Below are 26144 nucleotides of genomic sequence, written 5' to 3'. Positions count from 1 at the left end.
GTGGGAGGCTCAGTTCCCGAACTCCAGCGTCCACCACGGGCCGCCCGTCCCGAGGCGGACGCCCGCGCCGAAGGCCGTGAAGCCGGGGTTCAGGATGTTGGCCCGGTTCTCCGGGCTGTCCATCCACGCCGCCAGCACGGCCGCCGCGTCAGCCTGGCCCCGGCCGATGTTCTCGCCGCCCAGGCCGGTCACCCCGGCCCGCGCCGCCCGGTCCCACGGCGTCCTGCCGTCCGGGTCGGTGTGCGCGAAGAAGCCCCGCGCGGCCATGTCGTCGCTGAACGCCTCGGCCAGCCCGGTCAGCGCGGAGTTCGCCGCGAGCGCGCCCAGCCCGGCCTTCGCCCGCTCGTCGTTGACCAGCTTCAGCACCTCCGCCTCGACGGCGGCCTCCCGCTCCACCGTGTCCGTGGGCGAGGAGGGCGCCGGGGCCGGGGTCCCGGGCGTACGGGAGGGAGCGGCCGTACGGGACGGGGTGGCCTTGGAGGTCTCGGGCTTGCTGGGCTTGGGCTTGGCGGGCTTGGGCTTGGTGGGCTCGGGTCCGGGCCGCGTGGACTCGGCCGGAGTGACGGACGCGGACGGCTTCGCCGAGGCGGAGGGCTCGGCGGGCTTGGCCGGTCCGGTCCTCGGCGTGGGCTTCCCGGTGGCCGTCCGCGAGGGGGCCGGCCGGGCGGGCGCCGGCTTCGACGCGGAGGCGGAGAGGGACGGGCCGGGGGACCGGGGGGAGCGCTCATTGCCGGCCCCGCCGGAACCCGCCGTGACACCGGCATCGGTACGGGTACCGGCACCGGCGCTGCCCGAGGTGCCGCCCTGCCCGCTCGCCGTGTTGCCGGGGGAGGCCACGGTTCCCACGCGCTCGCCGCCGGTGGTGTGCGTACCGCCGCCGAGTCCGTACCGCTCCAGCCCGGGCACCGCGCCCGTGGCCACCGTGACCGTGCCGAGGACGACGGCCACGGACACCCCGAGCAGGGCGGCGCGCACCGGACGTACGGCCTTGATCCACCGCCGGTCGCCACGGGCCGCGTCGCCGTTGCCGTCCCCGTTCATGGAGCCGGAGCCGGAGCCGGAGCCGGAGCCGGAGCCGGAGCCGGACTCGGGTGCGGCCGGCGCCGGTGCGTCGTCCGTCGCGAACAGATACGCCTGCGCCTTCGCGGTGGCCTCGGCGTAGGCCTCCGGGGCCGGATACCGCCCGATGTCCCGGGGGACCGGCCGGTGCCCGGAGGGCGAGTGCGCGGGCGAGTGCCCAGGGTCGTCGCTTCCGGCGGCGGAGCGTCGGTGGCGTCCCATGATCCCTGTCCTCTTCCTCGTACGCGTTCCTCGTCCGCACGGCCGACCCACTCCACTCCTTCGAGTGGTTTCAGCCACGATTCACCGGGTCCGGACGGTACCCGATGTCGCTGGGGTCCGCCGTGTCCCGAGCGGCACCGGCCGGTTAGGTTGCAGCCATGAGCGAGGACGTACGACTGGTCGCCTGGGTGCGTGGACACGTGCAGGGCGTGGGATTCCGCTGGTTCACGCGGGCCAAGGCCCTGGAGATCGGCGGGCTGAGTGGTTTTGCTCTCAATCTGGCCGACGGCCGGGTCCAGGTGGTCGCGGAGGGGCCGCGCGCGGGCTGCGAGGGGCTGCTCGACTGGCTCCAGGGCAGCGACACGCCCGGACGCGTGGACGGTGTGACAGAGATCTGGGACACACCGCGCGGCGGCTACGACGGCTTCGCGATCCGCTGATCCGGCTCCGCCCCGCCCCCTCGGACCGTGCGCCACGGGGCCCCGCGGGCACCCCCCGGAAGCGGAAACGCCCTGGTGGTTGCCAAGACGGGCGGGGCATGGCAGGCTCCGCAGGTACTGCTGGTCGCCACGCCCTCAGGGCTCCGGAGAAGCCGCAGCACCGCCGTGTTCCCGGCCGTGCGCCCCGGGTTGCCCTCCAATACAGGGCGTGATCGTGTTGACCCTCAAACTTTTTGGTGAGACGCTGAAAGCCCCGCGCACCTTAGCTGTTTGGCATGGAACAACAGCAGAGCAACACCCGGATGTGCCAAGCACCGCGGGTGCGAATCCCTCACGACCCAACCGCATCGGTCGGTCACTCATTGTGGAGGACCATCCATCATGGCAAAGGCGCTTCTCGGTTACGTCGGCGGCTCCGACCCTCGACTCCTCGCCGAGATGCGACGGCTGCAGCAGCGTGTCCAGGACCTGGAGTCCGAGCTCGGACGGATCCAGGCGGAGAACGAAGCGCTGACGGCTGCCGCCTCTCAGGAGAGGATCATGGAGAGCATCGACGCACACCAGGCGGAGCCTGCGCTCACCTGATTGCTGCATCAGCTCCACAACAGCAGAGACAGTGATCGGGTTGCCCGTATCAACCGCTCAGTTGATCGGACGGCTGCGATCCAGTCGTCAGAGTTGCAAGGGACGCTTCGGCGTCCCTTCGTTCTTTCCCCCGCGCATCCTTTCACCTTCTTCAACATCTGGTGTGCCCTGCGTGACCAATGACGAAACCGCGCGGTGGCGAGGGTTCGTGAGCCGGGCGGGCGACGGCGGCGGGTAGAGTCCAGGGGCGTGCACCTCAAGGCCCTGACCCTGCGCGGGTTCAAGTCGTTCGCCTCCGCGACCACCCTCCGGTTCGAACCCGGGATCACCTGCGTCGTCGGCCCGAACGGCTCGGGCAAGTCCAATGTCGTGGACGCGCTCAGCTGGGTCATGGGCGAGCAGGGCGCCAAGTCGCTGCGCGGCGGCAAGATGGAGGACGTCATTTTCGCCGGCACCACCGGCCGCCCGCCGCTCGGCCGCGCCGAGGTGTCCCTGACCATCGACAACTCCGACGGCGCCCTGCCCATCGAGTACGCCGAGGTCACCATCACGCGGACCATGTTCCGCAACGGCGGCAGCGAGTACCAGATCAACGGCGACACCTGCCGGCTGCTGGACATCCAGGAACTGCTGTCCGACTCCGGCATCGGCCGCGAGATGCACGTCATCGTCGGCCAGGGCCAGCTCGACTCCGTCCTGCACGCCGATCCCATGGGCCGCCGCGCCTTCATCGAGGAGGCGGCCGGCGTCCTCAAGCACCGCAAGCGCAAGGAGAAGGCGCTGCGCAAACTGGACGCGATGCGGGCCAACCTCGCGCGCGTACAGGACCTCACCGACGAACTGCGCCGTCAGCTCAAGCCCCTGGGCCGCCAGGCGGCGGTGGCCCGCCGGGCCGCCGTCATCCAGGCCGACCTGCGCGACGCCCGGCTGCGGCTGCTCGCCGACGACCTGGTGCGGCTGCGCGAGGCCCTCCAGGCCGAGATCGCCGACGAGGCGGCGCTGAAGGAGCGCAAGGAGACCGCCGAGCAGGAGTTGAAGAAGGCCCTGCAGCGGGAGGCGGGGCTGGAGGACGAGGTACGCCGCCTCGCCCCGCGCCTGACGCGCGCCCAGCAGACCTGGTACGAGCTGTCCCAGCTCGCCGAGCGCGTCCGCGGCACGGTCTCCCTGGCCGAAGCCCGGGTCAAGAGCGCCACCTCCGTCCCGCCGGAGGAGCGGCGCGGCCGGGACCCCGAGGACCTGGAACGCGAGGCCGCCCGCGTCCGGGAGCAGGAGGCCGAGCTGACGGCCGCCCTGGAGGCGGCGCAGCGGGCACTGGACGACACGGTCGCGCACCGCGCCGAACTGGAGCGGGAACTGGCGGCCGAGGAGCGCCGGCTGAAGGACGTCGCCCGGGCCATCGCGGACCGCCGCGAGGGCCTGGCCCGCCTCTTGGGGCAGGTCAACGCGGCCCGCTCGCGCGTCGCCTCCGCCCAGGCCGAGATCGACCGGCTGACCACGGCCCGCGACGAGGCCCGGGAGCGGGCGGTGCGCGCGCAGGAGGAGTACGAGGCGCTGCGCGCGGAGGTCGACGGCCTGGACGCGGGCGACGCGGACCTGGCCGAGCGGTACGAGGCCGCGGCGCGGGAGCTGGCCGGCGCCGAGGACGCGCTGAGCGCGGCCCGCGACGCCCTCACCGCCGCCGAGCGCACCCGCGCGGCCACCCAGGCCCGGCATGAGGCGCTGGCGCTGGGGCTGCGCCGCAAGGACGGCACCGGCATGCTGCTCGGCGCGCGGGACCGCCTCACCGGCGTCCTCGGCCCGGCGGCGGAACTCCTGAGGATCACCCCCGGCTACGAGATCCCCCTCGCGGCGGCCTTCGGCACCGCGGCCGACGCCCTCGCCGTCACCACCCCCGCGGCGGCGGCGGAGGCCCTCACCCTCCTCCGCAAACAGGACGCCGGCCGAGCCACCCTCCTCTTGACGGGAACCCCGGAGGAAACACCCCGGAGGCGCACGGGCCACCACGGCGAACCGGTGCTCGACGACACCGGCTCGGCGCCTCGTGAGGGCGCCGGCAACCACGACGCACCCGCACCCGACGACGCCCGCTCAGCCCTGCGACCCACCGCGCCCGCCGACGCCCGCCCCCCGGCCGCCCCCCTCCTCTTCGCCGCCTCCCTCGTCCACGGTCCCGCCGACCTCATGCCCGCCGTCCGCCGGGTCCTGCGCGACATCGTCGTGGTCGACGCCCTGGCCGACGCCGAGACCCTCGTCCACGCCCGCCCCGACCTGACCGCCGTCACCGCCGAAGGCGACCTCCTCGGCGCCCACCTCGCGCACGGCGGCTCCGCCGGTGCCCCCAGCCTGCTGGAGGTACAGGCCGCCGTGGACGAGGCCGCGGCCGAACTGGCCGAGCTGGAGGTCCGCTGCCGGCAGCTCACCGAGGCGCAGCAGGCGGCGGCCGAGCGCCGCGGGCAGGCCGCGGCCGCCGTGGCGGAACTCGGCGAGCGGCGCCGCGCCGCCGAGCGGGAGAAGTCGGCCGTCGCCCAGCAGCTCGGCCGCCTGGCCGGCCAGGCCCGCGGCGCGGCCGGCGAGGCCGAGCGGTCGGCCGCGGCGGCGGCCCGCGCCCAGGAGGCGCTGGACAACGCCCTCCAGGAGGCCGAGGAACTGGCCGAGCGGCTGGCCGTGGCCGAGGAGGCCCCGGTGGAGGAGGAGCCGGACACCTCGGTCCGCGACCGGCTCGCCGCCGACGGGGCCAACGCCAGGCAGACCGAGATGGAGGCCCGCCTCCAGGTCCGTACGCACGAGGAGCGGGTCAAGGGCCTCGCCGGCCGTGCCGACGGGCTCGACCGGGCGGCCCGTGCCGAACGCGAGGCACGCGCGCGTGCCGAGCGGCGCCGGGCCCGGTTGCGTCACGAGGCGGCCGTGGCGGGGGCCGTCGCCTCCGGCGCCCGGCAGCTCCTCGCGCACGTGGAGGCGTCCCTCGCCCGCGCCGAACAGGAGCGCGCCGCCGCCGAGGCGGCCAAGGCCCGGGGCGAGGGCGAACTGGCCGCCGCTCGCACGGCCGGCCGTGAACTCAAGGCGGAACTCGACAAGTTGAAGGATTCAGTACACCGGGGCGAGGTACTAGGAGCTGAGAAACGGCTGCGCATCGAGCAGCTGGAGACCAGGGCGCTGGAGGAACTGGGTGTCGAGCCGGAGGGGCTGGTGGCGGAGTACGGGCCGCACCAGCCGGTGCCGCCCTCGCCCCCCGCCGACGGCGAGCGCCTGCCCGAGGACCCCGGGCACCCGCGCAATCTGCCCCGCCCCTTCGACCGCGCCGAGCAGGAGAAGCGGCTCAGGGCGGCCGAGCGGGCGTACCAGCAGCTGGGCAAGGTCAACCCGCTGGCGCTGGAGGAGTTCGCCGCGCTGGAGGAGCGGCACAAGTTCCTCGGCGAGCAGCTGGAGGACCTGAAGAAGACCCGCGCCGACCTGCTCCAGGTGGTGAAGGAGGTCGACGAGCGTGTCGAGCAGGTCTTCACCGAGGCCTTCCGGGACACCGCGCGCGAGTTCGAGGGCGTGTTCGGCCGGCTGTTCCCCGGCGGTGAGGGCCGGCTGGTGCTGACCGACCCCGGGAACATGCTCGCCACGGGCGTGGACGTGGAGGCGCGGCCGCCGGGCAAGAAGGTCAAGCGGCTCTCCCTGCTCTCGGGCGGCGAGCGCTCGCTGACCGCGGTGGCGCTGCTGGTGTCGATCTTCAAGGCCCGGCCGAGCCCGTTCTACGTCATGGACGAGGTCGAGGCCGCGCTGGACGACACCAACCTCCAGCGGCTGATCGGGATCATGCGCGAGCTCCAGGAGAGCTCGCAGCTGATCGTGATCACGCATCAGAAGCGCACGATGGAGGTGGCCGACGCGCTCTACGGCGTCTCCATGCAGGGTGACGGCGTGTCCAAGGTCATCTCCCAGCGGCTGCGCTAGGCGTTTTCAAGATCCACTAGCGGGTCCACGGAAGATCCACCGGCTCAGTGTTCAGTTCTTGAACACAAGATCGTCGGGCATATCTCAAAACTCACAGTCGTTGAACTATTGACTTCGAAACTTGAAGGCATAGTCTCTGCAACGTTGCTTTTACCTTCAGGTGTAAGTGGCTCGTCCGTATGCGCCACTGGAGACCTGGAAGGGCTCGCCCCCACCCGGCAGCGTTGCCGTGGCCCGAGGAGTTACACCGTGACCAGCACAGCGCAGGCACCTCAGTCAGGAGCCAGGTCGGCTCACCCCGAACATCTCGGGCACGTCATCTTCATCGCGGCGGCTGCCGCCATGGGCGGCTTCCTCTTCGGCTACGACAGCTCCGTGATCAACGGCGCCGTCGAGGCCATCCGGGACCGCTACGACGTCGGTTCCGCCGCCCTCGCCCAGGTCATCGCTATCGCGCTGATCGGCTGCGCCATCGGCGCCGCCACCGCCGGCCGCATAGCCGACCGCATCGGCCGCATCCGCTGCATGCAGATCGCCGCCGTCCTGTTCACCGTCAGCGCCGTCGGCTCCGCACTGCCGTTCGCGCTCTGGGACCTCGCCTTCTGGCGCGTCATCGGCGGCTTCGCCATCGGCATGGCCTCCGTGATCGGCCCCGCCTACATCGCCGAGGTCGCCCCGCCGGCCTACCGTGGCCGGCTCGGCTCCTTCCAGCAGGCCGCGATCGTCGTCGGCATCGCCGTCTCCCAGCTGGTCAACTGGGGTCTGCTCAACGCCGCCGGCGGCGACCAGCGCGGCAAGCTGATGGGCCTGGAGGCCTGGCAGGTCATGCTCGGTGTGATGGTCGTCCCGGCCGTCCTCTACGGCATGCTGTCCTTCGCGATCCCCGAGTCCCCCCGCTTCCTGCTCTCCGCCGGCAAGCGTGAGCGCGCCCGGGAGATCCTCGCCGAGGTCGAGGGCAAGGACACCGACCTGGACGCCCGCGTCGCCGAGATCGAGCACGCGATGAAGAGCGAGCACAAGTCCTCCTTCAAGGACCTGCTCGGCGGCTCCTTCTTCTTCAAACCGATCGTCTGGATCGGTATCGGCCTGTCGGTCTTCCAGCAGTTCGTCGGCATCAACGTCGCGTTCTACTACTCCTCGACGCTGTGGCAGTCGGTCGGCGTCGACCCGTCCGACTCGTTCTTCTACTCCTTCACCACCTCGATCATCAACATCGTCGGCACCGTGATCGCGATGATCTTCGTGGACCGCATCGGCCGCAAGCCGCTCGCCCTCATCGGTTCGGTCGGCATGGTCGTCGGCCTGGCGCTGGAGGCCTGGGCGTTCAGCTACCACCTGGTCGACGGCAAGCTGCCGAGCACCCAGGGCTGGGTCGCCCTGATCGCCGCCCACCTGTTCGTCCTCTTCTTCGCCCTGTCCTGGGGTGTGGTGGTCTGGGTCTTCCTCGGCGAGATGTTCCCGAACCGGATCCGCGCCGCCGCCCTCGGTGTCGCCGCCTCCGCGCAGTGGATCGCCAACTGGGCCATCACCGCGAGTTTCCCGTCGCTGGCCGACTGGAACCTCTCCGGCACCTACGTGATCTACACCATCTTCGCCGCGCTCTCCATCCCGTTCGTCCTCAAGTTCGTCAAGGAGACGAAGGGCAAGTCCCTGGAGGAGATGGGCTGAGCCTCGTAGCGAGGCCCCCGAACTCGGGGAGAAGGGCCAAGACCCCGCTGCCCCTCTCCTCGAACCCGTCCGCCGCCCCCGGTCCCGGCACCCGCCCGGACCGGGGGCGGCGGTGTCGTACGCCCACCGGCCCGCCCCCCCGGCGGGTGCGCGGAGCGACTCGCCCCGCACGGCACCGAGAGCTGGACGAAGACCCCGGCCGCCGCAACCGCGCTGCTCCGTCCCGGCGGGGCGGCGGTGTCATACGAGCACCGGCCCGGCTCGGCCCTCCGGCGCACGGCCTCACCCTGGAGCAGAGCCTGGACGGCCTGATGCCGCAGACACGCACCGGGGGGAGGAAGAACGGCAGGCCCACCGGGCGGCCCAGCGGGCGGCGGCCTCCGAGGAGCCGCCGGCCGGTGGCGGAAGGCCGACGCGGTGAGCGGAGTCTCCGGCGGCTCGTCCCGGAGGTGGCCGAGGTCCGGCCGGTCGGCGCCGGACAGCGCGTGGTCTCCGGCCGGTGCCCGGTGCCGGCCTCGTCGCGGGTCGGCCGCCGCTCGGTGGGTGCGGCGCGGCGATCCCGGCCTTGCCGGTCAGCGGAGAGGGCGGGCGGGGGTGAGCCGTATCCTGCGGCCCGGGCGTACCGCCTCGCCGACCCCCACCGTGAGCGGCGTCGGTGACGGCGAGCACTGTCCCTCAGGCTGGTGCTCGGTCCCTGCCCCGTCACCGGTCGGCCGCCGCTCGGCGGGTCCGGCGCGGGGATCCTGGCCTCGCCGGTCAGTGGCAGGGGGCGGGCGGGGGTGAGCCGTATCCTCCGGCCCAGGTAATACCGAACCCCTCATCGGCCCACGCGGTGAGCGGAGTCTCCGGCGGCTCGTCCCGGAGGTGGCCGAGGTCCGGCCGGTCGGCGCCGGACAGCGCGTAGTCTCCGGCCGGTGCCCGGTGCCCGGTGCCCGGTGCCCGGTGCCCGGTGCCCGGTGCCCGGTGCCCGGTGCCCGGTGCCCGGTCTCGTCGCGGGTCGGCCGCCGCTCGGTGGGTGTGCGGGGCGATCCCGGCCGCCGGTCAGCGGCAGGGGTGCGGGCGGGGTGAGCCGTAACCCAGCCCGGGCGTACTGCCTCGCCGACCCACGCCGTGAGCGGCGTCGGTGACGGCGAGCACTGTCCCCCGGGCCGGTGCCCGGTCCCGGCCCCGTCACCAGTCGGCCGCCGCTCGGCGGGTCCGGCACCGCGATCCCGGCCCCGCCGGTCAGTGGCAGGGAGTGGGCGGGGGTGAGCCGTATCCTGCGGCCCGGGCATACCGAACCCCTCGCGTACTCACGCCGTGAGCCCCAGGTCGGTAGCCGACCGGGGGAGACGAAGGGCGACGGCAGCCAGTCGTTCCCCGCGCCGCGGTACTCCCCGGTCCGCACGACGGTGATGCCGTGCCCGTCCGTCCGCGTAGGCGGCCCGGTACCGGGCGGGCCGGGCGCGACGAGGCTGAGGTGTACGACCGTGCGGGCATGCGACGTCCCCCTCCGGTACGGCTCGGTGGAGGGGGACGTCAGTGATCGGCGCGCCGGCCGGTGTCAGGCGCCGCTGGCCGCGGGCTGCCCGGCGATCTCCTCGGCCGCGGGCGGGGTGACCGTCGCCGGCTTCGGCAGCACCAGGTACAGCACCCCGGAGATCACGATCGTGGCGACCCAGCCGAGGCCGTACTCGCCGATCACGTTGTTCGTGGCCAGCGGGCCGGTGAACCAGTCGGAGGTGGTGAACATCAGGCCCGACACCAGGCCGACCGCCCAGGCGGCCACCGCGGCGGGGGAGAAGCCGCCCTTGTACCAGTAGGCGCTGGTGCGGGTGGTGTCGGCCATGGCCCGGCCGTCGTACTCGGTGCGGCGCAGCATGTCCGCGCCGAACACGCCGACCCACGCGGAGAAGGCGACCGCCAGCAGCGACAGGAACGCGATGAAGGAGCCCATGAAGCTGGTCGCCACCAGCATCAGCACCCCGCCGAACACCAGCGAGATCACCGCGTTCACCGAGACCGCCCAGTGGCGCGGCACCTTGATGCCGAGGGTCTGCGCGGTGAAGCCCGCCGAGTACATCGACATCGAGTTGATCAGCAGCATGCCGATCAGCGCGATGAGCAGGTACGGCACCGCGATCCACGTCGGCAGGATCTCGCCCAGGAAGGACACCGGATCGCTAGCCGAGGCCAGGTCCGGGGTGGAGACCGCCATCACCGCACCCATCAGCACCATCGGCAGCACGACGACACCGGCGCCGCCCACCGCCGTCCCCACGATCGCTTTCGAGGACGCCGTACGCGGCAGATAGCGGGTGAAGTCCGGGGCGGACGGGATCCAGCTGACACCGCCGGCGGCGATCATGCCGACGCCGGTGATCACCGAGGCCGTGGAACCGGCGCTGTGGTGCATCACCTTCGACCAGTCGGTGTCCGCCACCAGATAGCCGAGCACCAGCACCGAGAAGACGCCGAAGAAATAGGTCGCGTACTTGTTGCACTTCTGCACGGCGTTGATGCCGAGCCCGGAGATCGCGAACGTCGCCACGACGAAGACCAGCAGCGTCACCATGTCGAGCACGTTGTTCGCCTTGATGTCGAACAGGATGTCCAGGATGGTGAGCATCGCGTACGCGCCGGTGACCGCGTTGATCGTCTCCCAGCCCCAGCGGGCGACCCAGATCAGCGAACCGGGCAGCAGGTTGCCGCGCTGCCCGAAGACCGCGCGCGAGAGCGCCATGCCGGGCGCGCCGCCCCGCTTGCCCGCGATGCCGATGAGTCCCACCAGGCCGTACGACACGATCGGCGCGGCCACGGCGACGACCAGGGCCTGCCAGAAGTTCAGGTGGTAGGCGACGACGAGGCTCGCGCCCATCGTCAGCAGCAGGACGCTGATGTTCGCGCCGACCCAGGTGGGGAACAGCTGCCGCGGACGCGCGGTGCGCTCGGCGTCGGGGACCTGCTCGATACCGCGGGTTTCGAGAGCGCCTTCGGTCTCGGCGGATGTGCTCATGGAAGAGGTGCCTGACATGGGGGGACAAGGTGACGTGGGGACTCTACGCGCGTGGATAGAGGCCCCACCATCGTACTTTGCTCCGAGTCCTCGTGTTAAGTGGCCTTTGTCTCTCGGAGGAAGTCACAAACGGGGTTCTCGCGGACCCCATGGCCGATACTGGTCGGGTTATGGAAACCGTCATCCTTGCTGTAGTCATCGCCGTGGTCGTGCTCGGCGCACTCGGCGGGCTGATCGTGGGCAGCCGGCGCCGGAAGCCGCTGCCCCCGCCGCCCCCGAAGGCGCCCGACATCACCGCGCCCCCGGCCGAGCCGCACGTCGGCGAAGAGGCCGAGACGCCGCGCGACGAGCCGCGCCGGACGATCGAGGAGGTGGATCTCCCGGGCGGCCCCGCGGTCGTCGTCGAGGAGCCCCCCGTCGCCGAGGCTCCCGAGATCGAGATCGAGGTCCCGGAGCCCACCGCGGGCCGGCTCGTCCGGCTGCGCGCCCGCCTGTCCCGTTCGCAGAACGCCCTGGGCAAGGGCCTGCTCACCCTGCTCTCCCGCGAACACCTGGACGAGGACACCTGGGAGGAGATCGAGGACACGCTGCTCACCGCCGACGTCGGCGTGCAGCCCACGCAGGAACTGGTCGAGCGCCTGCGCGAACGCGTCCGGGTGCTCGGCACCCGCACCCCCGAGGAACTGCGCGGCCTGCTCCGCGAGGAACTCCTCCAACTGGTCGGCACCGACGTCGACCGCACGGTGAAGACCGAGCCCGAGGGCCGCAAGCCCGGCATCGTGATGGTCGTCGGCGTCAACGGCACCGGCAAGACCACCACCACCGGCAAGCTCGCCCGGGTCCTGGTCGCCGACGGCCGCACCGTCGTGCTCGGCGCCGCCGACACCTTCCGTGCCGCCGCCGCCGACCAGCTCCAGACCTGGGGTGAGCGCGTCGGCGCCCACACCGTGCGCGGTCCCGAGGCCGGCGACCCCGCCTCCGTCGCCTTCGACGCGGTGAAGGAGGGCAAGGAGATGGGCGTCGACGTGGTGCTCATCGACACCGCCGGACGCCTGCACACCAAGACCGGCCTCATGGACGAGCTGGGCAAGGTCAAGCGCGTGGTGGAGAAGCACGCGCCGCTGGACGAGGTGCTGCTCGTCCTGGACGCCACCACCGGTCAGAACGGTCTGGTGCAGGCCCGCGTGTTCGCCGAGGTCGTGGACATCACCGGCATCGTGCTGACCAAGCTGGACGGCACGGCCAAGGGCGGCATCGTGGTCGCGGTCCAGCGCGAGCTGGGTGTGCCGGTGAAGCTGATCGGGCTCGGCGAGGGCGCGGACGATCTCGCGCCGTTCGAGCCGGAGGCGTTCGTGGACGCGTTGATCGGCGACTGAGCGTTTCACCACCTAGGAACGTTCCCAGGTGGTCCAGTGAGAGCGCCCGCCCCCAAGGTGCAGTCGGGGGCGGGCGCCGCTCTTTGTCCCGCCGTTCTGTCTGCCCCCGCGATCTACCCCCGCGACCGGTGCGCCACATAGGCCAGCGTCCCCAGCAGCAGCCGGGCCGCCGGGGGCCGTGTCGCCGAGTCCAGCGCGGGCGGGCGCAGCCAGCGCACCGGGCCGAGGCCGCCCCGGTCGGAGGGCGGGGCGGTGATGTGCGTGCCCGGGCCGAGGCCGCGCAGGTCCAGCGCGGCCGGGTCGTCCCAGCCCAGGCGGTACAGCAGCCGGGGCAGGTCGGCGGCGGCGCCGGGAGCGACGAAGAAGTGGGCGCGGCCGTCCGGGGTCGCGGTGACCGGGCCCAGGGGCAGGCCCATCCGCTCCAGGCGGACCAGGGCGCGGCGGCCGGCCGGCTCGGACACCTCCAGGACGTCGAACGCCTGGCCGACCGGCAGCATCACGGAGGCGCCCGGGAACTCGGACCAGGCCTGGCTCACCTCGTCCAGCGTGGCCCCGGCCGGGACCGGGGGCGCGAACTCCAGGGGATGCGCGCCCGGCGCCGGGCAGCCGGACCGTCCGCACGAGCAGGCGCCGCCGGCGGCCCGGGCCCCCGGCACCACGTCCCAGCCCCACAGCCCGGTGAACTCGGCGACGGTGGTGCACTCCGCCAGGCGCCCGCGCCGACGCGATCCGGAGCGGATCTCGCGGATGCCGCCGATCGTGAAGCCCATGCCCCCTCCAACGGGTCCTGCGCGCCGGTGGTTACGACACGGAACGAGACGGAAGCGGAACGTAACGCTACGGCTCCGCCTGCCCGCTCGGTGATGGGGTCAGTGCGGCGCCTTGAAGCGCACCAGGTGGCATATCGGGCTCCGTGCGCCCCTGAATGCATCACTCCGCCGTCTTCCGCCGGTCCCCCGCCAGTACAGCGCGCCCGGTCAATCGTGTGTCCATTCGAAGGGGTGGCGAATGGTGGCGTTTCCGGGACGCCCGGGACTGGAGGGTGATCGAGAGATTACTCTGAGTGCGCGAGCTCAGGGGGGCGCATGCGTCCGCGGGTATGCCGGAGGCAAGTCGCCCGGTCGTTCGAAGGGTGGAGAATCGCCGGACAGGAGGCGTTATTTACCGGCATTCTGATAAGGCTTGGCGCACTAGGTGACAAGTGGTCTCAGGAAATGGGGGCATCCCAGTGGGCGGCAACGGCGGTAGCGGTACGAGCGCGGAAAAGCGCCCCAACGAACTGCTCGGCTCGTGGTTCGTGCGCAGCGGCTGGTCCAAGGGCGAGCTGGCCCGGCAGGTGAACCGCAGGGCACGCCAGCTGGGTGCCAACCACATCTCGACCGACACCTCCCGGGTGCGCCGCTGGCTCGACGGGGAGAACCCCCGGGAACCGATCCCGCGCATCCTGTCCGAGCTGTTCTCCGAGCGCTTCGGCTGCGTGGTCTCCATCGAGGACCTCGGCCTGCGCGCCGCCCGCCAGTCGCCCGCCGCCTCCGGGGTCGACCTGCCCTGGACCGGCCCGCAGACGGTCGCCCTGCTCGGCGAGTTCTCCCGCAGCGACCTGATGCTCGCCCGGCGCGGCTTCCTCGGCACCTCCCTCGCGCTGTCCGCGGGGCCCTCCCTCATCGAGCCCATGCAGCGCTGGCTCGTCCCCGCCCCCGGCACCCCGGTCCCCGCCGAGCCCGCCTCCGTGCTCGACTCCCGCAGGCCCGGCCGGCTCTCCCAGCCCGAGCTGGACCTGCTGGAGTCCACCACCCGCATGTTCCGCAAGTGGGACGCCCAGTGCGGCGGCGGACTGCGCCGCAAGGCCGTCGTCGGCCAGCTGCACGAGGTGACCGACCTGCTCCAGGAACCCCAGCCCGAGGCCACCACCCGCAAGCTGTTCCAGATCGCCGCCGAACTCTCCCAGCTGGCCGGCTGGATGTCGTACGACGTGGGCCTCCAGCCCACCGCGCAGAAGTACTTCGTGCTCGCCCTGCACGCCGCCAAGGAGGCCGGCGACAAGCCGCTCGGCTCCTACGTCCTCTCCAGCATGAGCCGCCAGATGATCCACCTCGGCCGGCCCGACGACGCCCTGGAACTGATCCACCTCGCCCAGTACGGCAGTCGTGACTGCGCGAGCCCGCGCACCCAGGCCATGCTGTATGCGATGGAGGCCCGCGCCTACGCCAACATGGGCCAGCCCGGGAAGACCAAACGCGCCGTCCGCATGGCCGAGGACACCTTCGCCGAGGCCGGCGACTGGGACGAGCCGGACCCCGACTGGATCCGCTTCTTCTCCGAGGCCGAGCTGTACGCGGAGAACTCCCACTCCTACCGCGACCTGGCCTACAACGCCGGGCGCAGCCCCAGCTACGCCTCCCTCGCCGAACCGCTCATGCGGCGCGCCGTGGAGCTGTTCGCCAAGGACTCCGATCACCAGCGGTCGTACGCGCTCAACCTCATCGGCATGGCCTCCGTGCACCTGCTCCAGCGCGAACCCGAGCGCAGCACCGAGTACGCGGCGAAGGCCCTGGACATCGCCAAGAAGGTCCGTTCCGAACGGGTGAACACCCGCATCCGGAAGACGGTCGGCACGGCCGTGCGCGACTACGGCGAACTGGCCGCCGTGATCGACCTCTCCGAGAAACTCGCCGCCGACCTGCCCGAGGCCGCCGAGGCAGGCTGACCCCGGCACCCCCAGCCCCGGCCGCGGCCGGTCCTCCCGAACTGCCCGACTCGGCTCCCCCATGCCAGGTCATCGAGAGGACCGCCGCGGCCGGTCCGTTCCCCCACGGGAACACCCCGCGGAAGGTTGCGCCACGATAACGACCGGCGCGGCCCGGCATCCCCCGCTTCATCGACGCGTAACACGCAGGGCGCCTTCGTCACCCCGGCGAAACAACGAGGGGCTTCCACCGAAACCGCGCTGCGCGAGTCTCGTGGCGCACAACCGGCCCACCCCTCACCCGACCGGACCGCCAGGCACCGCCCGCACGGGGCCGTACCAATCGACGAGGAGACGCCGATGGCACCAGCCATCATGCTTGCGGCGGACGCACCCAGACTGTCGTCCGCCAACACAGGCTTCATGCTCATCTGTTCCGCCCTGGTGATGCTCATGACCCCGGCCCTGGCCTTCTTCTACGGGGGCATGGTCCGCGTCAAGAGCACCCTGAACATGCTGATGATGAGCTTCATCAGCCTCGGGATCGTCACCATCCTGTGGGTGCTCTACGGCTTCTCCCTCGCCTTCGGCAACGGCAACAGCCTGATCGGCTACAACGCCGACTGGATCGGCCTCAGCGACATCGGCCTCACCGAACTCTGGGACGGCTACACCATCCCGGTCTTCGTCTTCATGGTCTTCCAGCTGATGTTCGCGATCCTCACCCCCGCCCTGATCAGCGGCGCCCTCGCCGACCGGGTGAAGTTCTCCGCCTGGGCCCTCTTCGTCGCCCTGTGGGCCACCCTCGTCTACATCCCCGTGGCCCACTGGGTCTGGGCCGCCGACGGCTGGGCCTTCAAGCTGGGCGTGATCGACTTCGCGGGCGGTACGGCGGTCCACATCAACGCCGGTGCGGCGGCGCTCGGTGTCATCCTCGTCATCGGCAAGCGCGTCGGCTTCAAGCGGGACCCCATGCGCCCGCACAGCCTCCCGCTGGTCATGCTCGGCGCCGGCCTGCTCTGGTTCGGCTGGTTCGGGTTCAACGCCGGCTCCTGGCTCGGCAACGACGACGGCGTGGGCGCGCTGATGTTCGTCAACACCCAGGTCGCCACCGCCGCCGCGATGCTGGCCTGGCTCGCCTACGAGAAGATCCGGCACGGCGCCTGCACCACCCTCGGCGCCGCCTCCGGCGCGGTCGCCGGCCTGGTCGCCATCACCCCCTCCGGCGGCGCGGTCTCCCCGCTCGGCTCGATCGCCGTCGGCGCGATCGCCGGCGTCGCCTGCGCCGCGGCCGTCGGCCTCAAGTTCAGGTTCGGCTACGACGACTCCCTCGACGTGGTCGGCGTCCACATGGTCGGCGGCATCCTCGGCTCCCTGCTCGTCGGCTTCTTCGCCACCGGCAAGGGCCAGTCCACCGCCACCGGCGTCTTCTACGGCGACCACAGCTTCGACCAGCTGTGGAAGCAGTGCGCGGGTGTCTTCGCGGTCCTCGCCTACTCCCTGGTCGCCTCCGCAGTCCTCGCCTTCCTCCTCGACCGGACCCTCGGCATGCGGGTCACCGAGGACGAGGAGATCTCCGGCATCGACCGGGCCGAACACGCCGAGACCGCATACGACTTCAGCGGCGCCGGCGGCGGCGTCACCGCAGCCGGCACCGCCGCCCCGGCCGCCGTACAGACCCGGAAGGTGGACGCATGAAGCTCATCACCGCAGTCGTCAAGCCCCATCGGCTCGACGAGATCAAGGAAGCCCTCCAGGCCTTCGGGGTGCACGGGCTCACCGTCACCGAGGCGAGCGGCTACGGCCGGCAGCGCGGCCACACCGAGGTCTACCGCGGCGCCGAGTACACCGTCGACCTCGTCCCCAAGGTCCGCGTGGAGGTCCTGGCCGAGGACGACGACGCCGAGCAACTGATCGAGGTCATCGTCAAGGCCGCCCGCACCGGCAAGATCGGGGACGGCAAAGTGTGGTCCCTGCCGGTGGAGACCGCCGTCCGCGTCCGCACCGGCGAACGCGGTCCGGACGCACTCTGACCAGCACCGACAGGAAGAGGAGTCGCCGGGTGACGGGCACGGACACGTACACGGGGACGGAAGACGCGCAGCCCGGCGGCTACGCGGCGGCCCGGCTGCGCCTCCTCAACGGGGACGCGCGGTCCGGGCCGCCGCGCCGTTCCGCCCTCGCCGGACTGACCGACGACTGGCTCGCCGGACTGTTCCGCGCGGCGGCCGGCCCGGCCCGGGGCGTCTCCCTCGTCGCCGTCGGCGGCTACGGCCGCGGGGAGCTGTCCCCGCGCAGCGACCTCGACCTCGTCCTGCTGCACGACGGCTCCGACCCCGGCGCCGTCGCCGCCCTCGCCGACCGCGTCTGGTACCCCGTCTGGGACCTCGGCCTCGCCCTCGACCACTCCGTCCGCACCCCCGCCGAGGCCCGCACCACCGCCGCCGAGGACCTGAAGGCCCACCTCGGCCTGCTGGACGCCCGCCACCTGGCCGGCGACAGCACCCTCACCGCCGGCCTGCGCACCGCAGTCCTCACCGACTGGCGCAACCAGGCCCCGAGGCGCCTGCCCGAACTCCGCGACCTGTGCGCCGAGCGCGCCGCCCGCCAGGGCGAACTGCGCTACCTGCTCGAACCCGACCTCAAGGAAGCCCGCGGCGGCCTGCGCGACGCCACCGTGCTGCGTGCCGTGGCCGCCTCCTGGCTCGCCGACGCCCCCCGCGAGGGCCTGGCCGACGCCCGCCGCCGACTGCTCGACGTCCGCGACGCCCTCCACCTGGCCACCGGCCGCGCCACCGACCGGCTCGCCCTCCAGGAACAGGACCAGGTGGCCGCCGAACTGGGCCTGCTCGACGCCGACACCCTGCTGCGCCAGGTCTACGAAGCCGCCCGCGTCATCGCGTACGCCGGCGACGTCACCTGGCGCGAGGTGGGACGCGTCCTGCGCTCCCGGGCCGTACGACCCCGGCTGCGCGCCCTGATCGGCGGTGGCCGGCCGGCCACCGAACGCTCACCGCTCGCCGAGGGCGTCGTGGAACAGGACGGCGAAGTGGTGCTGGCCCGCGCCGCGCGCCCCGACCGCGACCCCGTCCTCCCGCTGCGCGCCGCTGCCGCCGCCGCGCAGGCCGGCCTGCCGCTCTCCCTGCACGCCGTCCGGCGCATGGCCGAGACCGCGCGCCCCCTGCCCACCCCCTGGCCCGCCGAGGCCCGCGAACAACTGGTCACCCTGCTCGGCTCCGGCCGCCCGACCGTCGAGGTATGGGAGGCCCTGGAGGCCGAGGGACTGATCGCCCGCCTGCTGCCCGACTGGGAACGGGTCCGCTGCCGCCCCCAGCGCAACGCCGTCCACATCTGGACCGTGGACCGGCACCTCATCGAGACCGCCGTCCGCGCCTCCGCCCTCACCCGCCGGGTCGGCCGCCCCGACCTGCTCCTGGTCGCCGCCCTGCTGCACGACATCGGCAAGGGCTGGCCCGGCGACCACTCGGTGGCCGGCGAGATCATCGCCAAGGACGTCGCCGCGCGGATCGGCTTCGACCGCGCCGACGTCACCGTGCTGGCCACGCTGGTCCGCCACCACCTGCTGCTCGTCGAGACCGCCACCCGCCGCGACCTGGACGACCCCGCCACCGTCCGCGCCGTCGCCGACGCGGTCGGCACCGAGGGCACCCTGGAACTGCTGCATGCCCTCACCGAGGCGGATGCCCTCGCCACCGGCCCGGCCGCCTGGTCCGCCTGGCGCGGCTCCCTCGTCGCCGACCTGGTCCGGCGCGTCTCCGGCGTCCTCGCCGGGGAAGCACCCGACGAACCCGAACCGGCCGCGCCCACCGCCGAGCAGGAACGCCTCGCCGTGGAGGCCTTCCGCACCGGCGGCCCGGTCCTCGCCCTGCGCGCCCAGACCGAGCCCGTGCCCGGCGGGGAGCCGGCCGGCGAACCGGAACCGCTCGGCGTCGAACTCCTCATCGCCGTCCCCGACCAGCCGGGCGTCCTGCCCGCGGTCGCCGGGGTCCTCGCCGTGCACCGCCTCACCGTCCGCACGGCGGAACTGCGCGCCCTGCGCCTGCCGGCGGACGTGGACGAGGACGGCACGATCCTGCTGCTCGACTGGCGGGTCGCCGCCGAGTACGGCTCCCTGCCCCAGGCGGCCCGGCTGCGCACCGACCTCGTCCGCGCCCTCGACGGCTCCCTGGACATCGCCGGCCGCCTCGCCGAACGCGACGCGGCCTACCCCCGCCGGCGCGGCTGGACCGCCCCGCCGCCCCGGGTCACGGTGGCCCCCGCCGCCTCCCGCCACGCCACGGTGATCGAGGTCCGCGCCCAGGACGCCCCGGGCCTGCTCCACCGCATCGGCACGGCCCTGGAGAAGGCGGGCGTACGGGTGCGGAGCATGCACGTGTCGACGCTGGGAGCCAACGCCGTGGACGCCTTCTACGTCACGACGGGCACGGGCGCGCCGCTGCCGCAGGAGGACGCGGGGTCGCTGGCGCGGGTACTGGAGGAGACGCTGCGGGGGTGACCTTCGCGGCCAGGGCCGATCCGCTTGCGGAGCCAGATACTCTTGAAGGCGACCCAGCTTCCGACTCTGAGGACCGACGCCGCCGTGTTCGATACTCTCTCCGACCGCCTCTCAGCCACCTTCAAGTCCCTCAGGGGCAAGGGCAGGCTCAGCGAGGCGGACATCGACGCCACGGCACGTGAGATCCGCATCGCGCTCCTCGAAGCCGACGTCGCCCTCCCCGTCGTCCGCACGTTCGTCAAGAACGTCAAGGAGCGGGCGCTCGGGGTCGAGATCTCCAAGGCGCTCAACCCGGCGCAACAGTTCATCAAGATCGTCAACGACGAGCTGGTGGAGATCCTCGGCGGCGAGACCCGGCGGCTCCGCTTCGCCAAGCAGCCGCCGACCGTGATCATGCTGGCGGGTCTCCAGGGCGCGGGCAAGACCACCCTCGCGGGCAAGCTCGGCCGGTGGCTCAAGGAACAGGGCCACTCCCCGCTGCTCGTCGCGTGCGACCTCCAGCGCCCGAACGCCGTGAACCAGCTCAGCGTCGTCGCCGAGCGCGCCGGTGTCGCCGTCTACGCCCCCGAGCCGGGCAACGGCGTCGGTGACCCGGTGAAGGTCGCCAAGGACTCGATCGAGCACGCGAAGTCCCGTGTCCACGACATCGTCATCGTCGACACCGCCGGCCGCCTCGGCATCGATCAGGAGATGATGCAGCAGGCCGCCGACATCAGGGACGCGGTCCAGCCCGACGAGATCCTGTTCGTCGTCGACGCGATGATCGGCCAGGACGCCGTCAACACCGCCGAGGCGTTCCGCGACGGCGTCGGCTTCGACGGCGTGGTGCTCTCCAAGCTCGACGGCGACGCCCGCGGCGGTGCCGCGCTGTCCATCCGGCAGATCACCGGCAAGCCGATCATGTTCGCGTCGAACGGCGAGAAGCTGGACGACTTCGACGCGTTCCACCCGGACCGGATGGCCTCCCGCATCCTCGACATGGGTGACCTGCTCACCCTGATCGAGCAGGCGGAGAAGACCTTCAGCCAGGAAGAGGCCGCCAAGATGGCCTCCAAGCTGGCCTCCAAGAAGGGCCAGGACTTCACCCTGGACGACTTCCTGTCCCAGATGGAACAGGTCAGGAAGATGGGCAGCATCAGCAAGCTGCTCGGCATGCTCCCGGGCATGGGCCAGATCAAGGACCAGATCGCCAACCTGGACGAGCGGGACGTCGACCGCACCGCCGCGATCATCAAGTCCATGACCCCGGCCGAGCGCCAGGACCCCACGATCATCAACGGCTCCCGCCGCGCCCGTATCGCCAAGGGCTCCGGTGTCGAGGTCAGCGCGGTCAAGGGCCTGGTCGAGCGGTTCTTCGAGGCCCGCAAGATGATGTCGCGCATGGCCCAGGGCGGCGGCATGCCGGGCATGCCGGGGATCCCGGGCATGGGCGGCGGCCCCGGCCGGCAGAAGAAGCAGCAGAAGAAGGCCAAGGGCAAGCAGCGCTCCGGCAACCCGATGAAGCGCAAGCAGCAGGAACTGGAGGCGGCCCAGCGCCGCGAGGCCGCCGCGCAGGCCGGGGGCGCGCTCGGCCTGCCCGGCCAGCAGGGCGGCCAGGACTTCGAGCTGCCGGACGAGTTCAAGAAGTTCATGGGCTGACCCGTCGGCCCGTACGTCGCACGGGGGCGCCCTTCCACCGGAGGGGCGCCCCTTGCGCATGCCGGTGCGGGTCGGCTGTCGTACCGTCCCGGTATGACCAACCCCGCTCCGCCGCGCAAGTCGCCGGACCAGCCCTGGCGCACCGAGGGCGCCCCGGAGGAACCGCCCCGGCAGCCGCCCGGCGGGCGCGGGATGCGGGGCGGCTGGTGGCGGCTGGTCCTCACCGCGCTGATCGTGTACCTGATCGCCAACCTGGTGCTGTCCTACGTCGACCAGGCGAACGAGCCGACGATCTCGTACACCGAGTTCAGCAGGCAGGTGAACGAGGACAACGTCGCGAAGATCTACGCCAAGGGCGACTCCCTCCAGGGCCAGCTGAAGAAGGAGCGGAAGAACCCGGAGGGCGGCGGCGGATACACCAAGTTCAACACCGAGCGGCCGTCGTTCGCGGACGACGGCCTGTGGGCGAACCTGACCCGGCACAAGGTCACCGTCACGGCCGAGCCGGTCGTCCAGCACCGCAGTTTTCTCGCCAACCTGCTGATCTCGCTGGCGCCGATGCTGCTGCTGATCGCGGTGTGGGTGTTCGTCGCGCGGCGGATGAGCGCGGGGCTCGGCGGTGCGGGCGGGATGCTCGGCCGCAAGGCGCCGCCCAAGCCGGTGGAACTGGTGCCGGGGGAGAAGCGCACCACGTTCGCCGACGTGGCCGGCATCGACGAGGTCGAGGCCGAGCTGAACGACGTCGTCGACTTCCTGAAGAACCCCGACGCCTACCGCCGGATGGGTGCCAAGATGCCCCGGGGCGTGCTGCTGGCCGGCCCGCCCGGCACCGGGAAGACGCTGCTGGCGCGGGCGGTGGCCGGGGAGGCGGGCGTGCCGTTCTTCTCCGCCTCGGCCTCCGAGTTCATCGAGATGATCGTGGGCGTGGGCGCCTCCCGGGTGCGGGAGCTGTTCGCGGAGGCCCGCAAGGTGGCGCCGTCGATCATCTTCATCGACGAGATCGACACCATCGGCCGGGCGCGCGGCGGCGGCGCGTCGATGGGCGGCCACGACGAGCGCGAGCAGACCCTGAACCAGATCCTCACCGAGATGGACGGCTTCTCCGGCTCGGAGGGCGTGATCGTGATCGCGGCCACCAACCGCGCCGACATCCTCGACCCGGCCCTGACCCGCCCCGGCCGCTTCGACCGGGTGGTGCAGGTCTCGCCGCCGGACCGCGGCGGACGCGAGGCCATCCTGCGGATCCACACCCGGGACATCCCGCTCGCCGACGACGTCGACCTCGCGCAGGTGGCCCGTACGACACCCGGCATGACGGGCGCGGAGCTGGCGAACCTGGCCAACGAGGCCGCGCTGCTCGCCGTCAAGCGGAAGCAGCGGCAGGTGACCGGCTCCGACCTGTCCGAGGCGCTGGAGAAGGTGCAGCTCGGGGCGGAGCGCCCGCTGGTGATGCCGGAGGAGGAGCGCCGGCGCACCGCGTACCACGAGAGCGGGCACGCGCTGCTGGGCATGCTCCAGCCGGGCGCCGACCCGGTCCGCAAGATCACGATCGTGCCGCGCGGCCGGGCGCTGGGCGTGACGCTGTCGACGCCGGAATCGGACAAGTACGCGTTCACCGAGGAGTACCTGCGCGGCCGGATCATCGGCGCGCTGGGCGGGATGGCGGCCGAGCAGGTGGTCTACGGCGTGATCACCACGGGGTCCGAGAGCGACCTGGAGCAGGTCACGAACATCGCCCGGGGCATGGTCTCGCGCTGGGGCATGAGCGAGCGGGTGGGCCGGCTGTCCGCGCTGCCGAACGACGCCCAGCAGGCCTACGGCCTCGCCGCCGCCCCGGGGACCCTCGATGTCATCGACGCCGAGATGCGGCGGATCGTGGACGAGTGCTACGCGGAGGCGTGCCACAAGCTGGGCGAGCACCGGGGACGCCTCGACGCGCTCGCGCACGCCCTGCTGGAGAACGAGACGCTGGAGGAGGCGGACGCGTACCGCGTCGCCGGGATCCCCCGCCTGGCCAAGGGGGGCAAGGAGGGCAGGGAAGCCTAGGGGACCCGGGCGACCAGGTAGCGGAAGACGTTCGGCATCCACACCGTGCCGTCCGGGCGGCGGTGCGGGTGCAGGGCCTCCGTCAGCTCCTTGTCGACCTGCCGGGCGTCGGTCGCCGCGAGGGCCGCGTCGAACAGACCGGTCGACAGCAGTCCCCGTACGGCGCTGTCGAGGTCGGCGTACCCGAACGGGCAGGCGACCCGGCCGGAGCCGTCCGGCCGCAGCCCGGCCCGGGCGGCGGCCTCCTCCAGGTCGTCGCGGCGGGCGGGCCGCCAGCCGTTCGCGCCGGGCAGCGGGCCGGCCGGTCCGGCGGCCACCCGCAGCACCGAGGCGGTGGCGCACCGCTCGGGCGGCCCCCAGCCGGCCAGCACCACGGCGGCCCCGGGCGCGGCCAGCGGCAGGACGGCGGCGAGCAGCTCGCCGAGCCCGTCGGCGTCGCCCGGCTCGAAGACGGTCACCAGGGTGTACGGCTCCCCGTCCGCCGGCGCGGCGGGCGGGCCGTCGAGGAGGTGCGGGGCGCCGCGCGCGCGTCTGCCACCGGGCGGGGAGCCGGGCCGCAGGCGGGCGCGCGCGAGGGCGAGCCGTTCCGGGAAGGCGGAGTCGACCCCGGTGACCGCGGCGCCCCGGGAGGCCGCCAGCAGCAGGGCGAGCCCGGAACCGCAGCGCAGACCCAGCAGCCGGCTTCCGGGGCCCACGCCGAGTCGGTCGTAGACGGCTTCGTAGAGCGGTACGAGCATCCGCTCCTGGATCTCGGACCAGTCACGCGCGCGTGCGCCCAGGTCCACGCGGGGTGCGGGGTCCGCGTGAGCCGGGTCCGCGTGAGCCACGTGCTGCCGCACGAGCGTAGGTGTCATAGAAGCGCCCCAATCCGCCGACGGTCCGTCGCTGTATTCGGTCGCGTGGCCCCCGTGCCGTGTCCGCGCGCACTTCCCACGTATGCCAGGTAACTCCGGGGCCGCGGCGCCGTCCAGTGGTCGCGGGGTCCGGCTTGGGCCGTGGACGCGGGTGTGGCGAGAATTCACATCCCGGCAACCTGGCGGGCCGTACGGTGGCCGCGCACGGGGGTGGGCCGGTGGCGGGCGGCGGGCCGGGGCGCGGTAACGTCGCGCGGGCGGGGACGCCGGCCGGGACGGGCCGGGGCCGCGAGCGGCCGGACGCGCCTGTCGTGCGGCCGACGTCCCGTGCGCCTCAGGGGTCCACCGGTGGTGCGTAGCGTCGCCTACGCACCGGCTTGGGCGGAGCTGTGCCGCTTCTCCGCAGATCAGCGCACCCGCCCTCGTCAGGACGCATCAGCGGCAACTGACGGGTACGTGCAAATTATTTGGGATGCCCCGGAATAGGAACACAGAGGCACCCCCGCTCGTTGTCATTACGTGAGCACGACACAGACACAGACACCACCTGTCCTCGCCGCAGAGCTGGCGCAGGCGTGGGCCGACATTCAGCGGCACCACCCCGAGCTGCCGGACCTTGCCGCACCGGAGTCCCTGATCGGAGAGTCGTCGTCCGCGTGTGGTCACGAACTCTCCTTCGAACGGCTGCTGCATGAGGCAGTCCACGGCATCGCCGCCGCCCGGGGCGTCCGGGACACCTCCCGGGCGGGCCGCTACCACAACCGCCGCTTCCTCGCGATCGCCGAGGAGCTGGGCCTGGACCACCCCGAGGAGCCGCACCCGAGCAGCGGTTTCTCCCTGGTCACGCTGAACGCCGAGGCGAAGCGGCGCTACCGCCCGACCATCGAGCGCCTTCAGCGCGCGCTGAAGGCCCACCTCGCCGCCACCTCCGCCGACACCTCCCGCACCTTCCGCGGCCCGGCCGCCCGGCACGGCTCCTCCGGGGGCGGTGTCCGGGTCAAGGCGGTGTGCGACTGCGGGCGCAACGTCCGGGTCGTCCCGTCGGTCCTCGCGCAGGCCCCCATCGTCTGCGGCGGCTGCGGCAAGCCCTTCAGGATCCCGGAGGTCGTGGGAGTGGCGTGAGCACGGCCCGCGGAACCGGCATCTCGTGGCTGCCGGGTCGCGGCCGGCGACCCCATCGGACCGGGCAGCGCGCCCGACGTGCCCTCACCTCCACGCCGGGTGCCTGCCAGGTCTGCCCATCACCCCTCGTCCACCCCGCGGACCGGAGCGGCCCGCGGGGTGTGGCAGAATGGCTAGCTGTACTCGACAGCCGCACAGGACCCCTCTCTCCTCCGGCTGACGCGTCCATCGGGCACTCGGGTACCGCAACCCCACGCGGCGTCTCGCCGTGCCCAACCACGTCAATTCCAGGAGAACCCACTCCCGTGGCAGTCAAGATCAAGCTGAAGCGTCTGGGCAAGATCCGTTCGCCTCACTACCGCATCGTCGTCGCCGACTCCCGTACCCGCCGTGACGGCCGGGCCATCGAGGAGATCGGCAAGTACCACCCGACCTACAACCCGTCGGTCATCGAGGTGGACGCCGAGCGTGTGGCGTACTGGCTGGGTGTCGGCGCGCAGCCCACCGAGCCCGTGCTCGCCATCCTCAAGAAGACCGGCGACTGGCAGAAGTTCAAGGGCGAGCCGGCTCCCGCGCCGCTGCTCGTCGCCGAGCCCAAGCCGGCCCGTCCGTCGTTCGAGGCCCTCGGCGGTGACGACGAGGGCAAGGGTGAGGCGATCACCCAGAAGAAGAAGGCTGAGAAGAAGGACGAGGCCGCGGCTGAGTCCGAGTCGACCGAGGCCTGAGCAGCATGCTCGAAGAGGCGCTTGAGCACCTCGTGAAGGGCATCGTCGACAACCCTGACGATGTGCAGGTCGCCTCGCGCGACCTGCGCCGCGGACGCGTGCTGGAGGTCCGGGTCCACCCCGACGACCTCGGCAAGGTGATCGGTCGCAACGGCCGCACCGCGCGCGCCCTGCGTACCGTCGTGGGCGCCATCGGCGGCCGCGGTGTCCGCGTCGACCTCGTCGACGTGGACCACGTTCGCTGACGCTTCATCGCAACCGGCTCGGGCCGGG

General features: G+C 72.6%; 18 protein-coding genes. 14 read left to right on the top strand and 4 right to left on the bottom strand.

Features of this window, described 5'->3' with window-relative positions:
- Window positions 1-9: 9 nt before the first annotated feature.
- Window positions 10-1281 (bottom strand): CAP domain-containing protein, encoded by a 1272-nt coding sequence (locus tag AB0E62_RS17755; protein WP_362193845.1) that lies wholly within the window; start codon window positions 1279-1281, stop codon window positions 10-12.
- A 158-nt stretch (window positions 1282-1439) separates the two neighbouring features.
- Between AB0E62_RS17755 and AB0E62_RS17750 the strand changes: the two genes are divergently transcribed.
- The 4 genes from AB0E62_RS17750 to AB0E62_RS17735 all read left to right on the top strand — a co-directional run bounded on the left by AB0E62_RS17750 (window position 1440) and on the right by AB0E62_RS17735 (window position 7913).
- Window positions 1440-1721 (top strand): acylphosphatase, encoded by a 282-nt coding sequence (locus AB0E62_RS17750; protein ID WP_362193842.1) that lies wholly within the window; start codon window positions 1440-1442, stop codon window positions 1719-1721.
- 381 nt (window positions 1722-2102) lie between these two features.
- Window positions 2103-2306, top strand: a complete 204-nt coding sequence (locus AB0E62_RS17745) for a hypothetical protein (RefSeq protein ID WP_030612740.1) — start codon at window positions 2103-2105, stop codon at window positions 2304-2306.
- A 249-nt stretch (window positions 2307-2555) separates the two neighbouring features.
- Entirely contained in the window at window positions 2556-6245 is a 3690-nt protein-coding gene (locus tag AB0E62_RS17740; protein ID WP_362193839.1) for an AAA family ATPase, read from the top strand.
- Window positions 6246-6494: 249 nt separating this feature from the next.
- Window positions 6495-7913, top strand: coding sequence for a sugar porter family MFS transporter (locus tag AB0E62_RS17735; protein WP_362193836.1), 1419 nt, complete (start codon window positions 6495-6497; stop codon window positions 7911-7913).
- Window positions 7914-9456: 1543 nt separating this feature from the next.
- Here AB0E62_RS17735 and AB0E62_RS17730 read toward each other — a convergent pair.
- On the bottom strand, window positions 9457-10908 hold the full coding sequence (locus AB0E62_RS17730) for a cytosine permease (RefSeq protein WP_362193833.1): 1452 nt from the start codon (window positions 10906-10908) through the stop codon (window positions 9457-9459).
- A 170-nt stretch (window positions 10909-11078) separates the two neighbouring features.
- Here AB0E62_RS17730 and ftsY point away from each other — a divergent pair, with 170 nt between their 5' ends.
- A complete protein-coding gene (ftsY, locus tag AB0E62_RS17725) occupies window positions 11079-12284 on the top strand; it encodes a signal recognition particle-docking protein FtsY (RefSeq protein ID WP_362193830.1) in 1206 nt (401 codons plus the stop codon).
- Between the two features lie 113 nt (window positions 12285-12397).
- Here ftsY and AB0E62_RS17720 read toward each other — a convergent pair whose 3' ends face one another.
- Window positions 12398-13054, bottom strand: coding sequence for a bifunctional DNA primase/polymerase (locus tag AB0E62_RS17720; protein ID WP_362193827.1), 657 nt, complete (start codon window positions 13052-13054; stop codon window positions 12398-12400).
- 458 nt (window positions 13055-13512) lie between these two features.
- Between AB0E62_RS17720 and AB0E62_RS17715 the strand changes: the two genes are divergently transcribed.
- From AB0E62_RS17715 to ftsH, 6 genes are all read left to right on the top strand, one after another.
- Complete coding sequence (locus AB0E62_RS17715) at window positions 13513-14991, top strand: hypothetical protein (RefSeq protein WP_362193824.1); 1479 nt, start codon at window positions 13513-13515, stop codon at window positions 14989-14991.
- 339 nt (window positions 14992-15330) lie between these two features.
- Entirely contained in the window at window positions 15331-16668 is a 1338-nt protein-coding gene (locus tag AB0E62_RS17710; protein ID WP_362193821.1) for an ammonium transporter, read from the top strand.
- The gene (locus AB0E62_RS17705; protein WP_030612756.1) at window positions 16665-17003 is read left to right on the top strand and encodes a P-II family nitrogen regulator; all 339 of its coding nucleotides are present in this window, start codon (window positions 16665-16667) and stop codon (window positions 17001-17003) included. Before AB0E62_RS17710 ends, AB0E62_RS17705 begins: the two co-directional genes overlap by 4 nt.
- A gap of 29 nt (window positions 17004-17032) precedes the next feature.
- Entirely contained in the window at window positions 17033-19486 is a 2454-nt protein-coding gene (locus tag AB0E62_RS17700; protein ID WP_362193818.1) for a [protein-PII] uridylyltransferase, read from the top strand.
- An 84-nt stretch (window positions 19487-19570) separates the two neighbouring features.
- Window positions 19571-21124, top strand: coding sequence for a signal recognition particle protein (gene ffh, locus AB0E62_RS17695; protein ID WP_362193815.1), 1554 nt, complete (start codon window positions 19571-19573; stop codon window positions 21122-21124).
- Window positions 21125-21217: 93 nt separating this feature from the next.
- Entirely contained in the window at window positions 21218-23170 is a 1953-nt protein-coding gene (gene ftsH, locus AB0E62_RS17690) for an ATP-dependent zinc metalloprotease FtsH (RefSeq protein ID WP_362193812.1), read from the top strand.
- Here the strand turns inward: ftsH and AB0E62_RS17685 are convergent.
- Entirely contained in the window at window positions 23167-24024 is an 858-nt protein-coding gene (locus tag AB0E62_RS17685; RefSeq protein WP_362193809.1) for an SAM-dependent methyltransferase, read from the bottom strand. The two genes, ftsH and AB0E62_RS17685, sit on opposite strands and share 4 nt — an antisense overlap.
- Window positions 24025-24543: 519 nt before the next feature.
- Between AB0E62_RS17685 and AB0E62_RS17680 the strand changes: the two genes are divergently transcribed.
- The 3 genes from AB0E62_RS17680 (at window position 24544) to AB0E62_RS17670 (ending at window position 26116) form a co-directional block, all read left to right on the top strand.
- Window positions 24544-25146 (top strand): hypothetical protein, encoded by a 603-nt coding sequence (locus AB0E62_RS17680; protein WP_362193806.1) that lies wholly within the window; start codon window positions 24544-24546, stop codon window positions 25144-25146.
- 305 nt (window positions 25147-25451) lie between these two features.
- Complete coding sequence (rpsP, locus tag AB0E62_RS17675; RefSeq protein WP_030785131.1) at window positions 25452-25871, top strand: 30S ribosomal protein S16; 420 nt, start codon at window positions 25452-25454, stop codon at window positions 25869-25871.
- A 5-nt stretch (window positions 25872-25876) separates the two neighbouring features.
- Window positions 25877-26116: an RNA-binding protein gene (locus AB0E62_RS17670; RefSeq protein WP_005479813.1), complete on the top strand. Its 240-nt coding sequence runs from the start codon at window positions 25877-25879 to the stop codon at window positions 26114-26116.
- Window positions 26117-26144: the final 28 nt, after the last annotated feature.

It is taken from the genome of Streptomyces sp. NPDC038707 (assembly GCF_040636485.1).
Classification (GTDB): Bacteria; Actinomycetota; Actinomycetes; order Streptomycetales; family Streptomycetaceae; genus Streptomyces.
This window is presented reverse-complemented; position numbering and strand designations above follow the sequence as displayed.

Excerpts from the sequence above, each read along its gene's own strand:
- AB0E62_RS17755 (WP_362193845.1), bottom strand. The coding sequence starts at position 1,281 with ATGGGACGCCACCGACGCTCCGCCGCCGGAAGCGACGACCCTGGGCAC.
- AB0E62_RS17750 (WP_362193842.1), top strand. The coding sequence starts at position 1,440 with ATGAGCGAGGACGTACGACTGGTCGCCTGGGTGCGTGGACACGTGCAG.
- AB0E62_RS17745 (WP_030612740.1), top strand. The coding sequence starts at position 2,103 with ATGGCAAAGGCGCTTCTCGGTTACGTCGGCGGCTCCGACCCTCGACTC.
- AB0E62_RS17730 (WP_362193833.1), bottom strand. The coding sequence starts at position 10,908 with ATGAGCACATCCGCCGAGACCGAAGGCGCTCTCGAAACCCGCGGTATC.
- ftsY (WP_362193830.1), top strand. The coding sequence starts at position 11,079 with ATGGAAACCGTCATCCTTGCTGTAGTCATCGCCGTGGTCGTGCTCGGC.
- AB0E62_RS17720 (WP_362193827.1), bottom strand. The coding sequence starts at position 13,054 with ATGGGCTTCACGATCGGCGGCATCCGCGAGATCCGCTCCGGATCGCGT.
- AB0E62_RS17710 (WP_362193821.1), top strand. The coding sequence starts at position 15,331 with ATGGCACCAGCCATCATGCTTGCGGCGGACGCACCCAGACTGTCGTCC.
- AB0E62_RS17705 (WP_030612756.1), top strand. The coding sequence starts at position 16,665 with ATGAAGCTCATCACCGCAGTCGTCAAGCCCCATCGGCTCGACGAGATC.
- ftsH (WP_362193812.1), top strand. The coding sequence starts at position 21,218 with ATGACCAACCCCGCTCCGCCGCGCAAGTCGCCGGACCAGCCCTGGCGC.
- AB0E62_RS17685 (WP_362193809.1), bottom strand. The coding sequence starts at position 24,024 with ATGACACCTACGCTCGTGCGGCAGCACGTGGCTCACGCGGACCCGGCT.
- AB0E62_RS17670 (WP_005479813.1), top strand. The coding sequence starts at position 25,877 with ATGCTCGAAGAGGCGCTTGAGCACCTCGTGAAGGGCATCGTCGACAAC.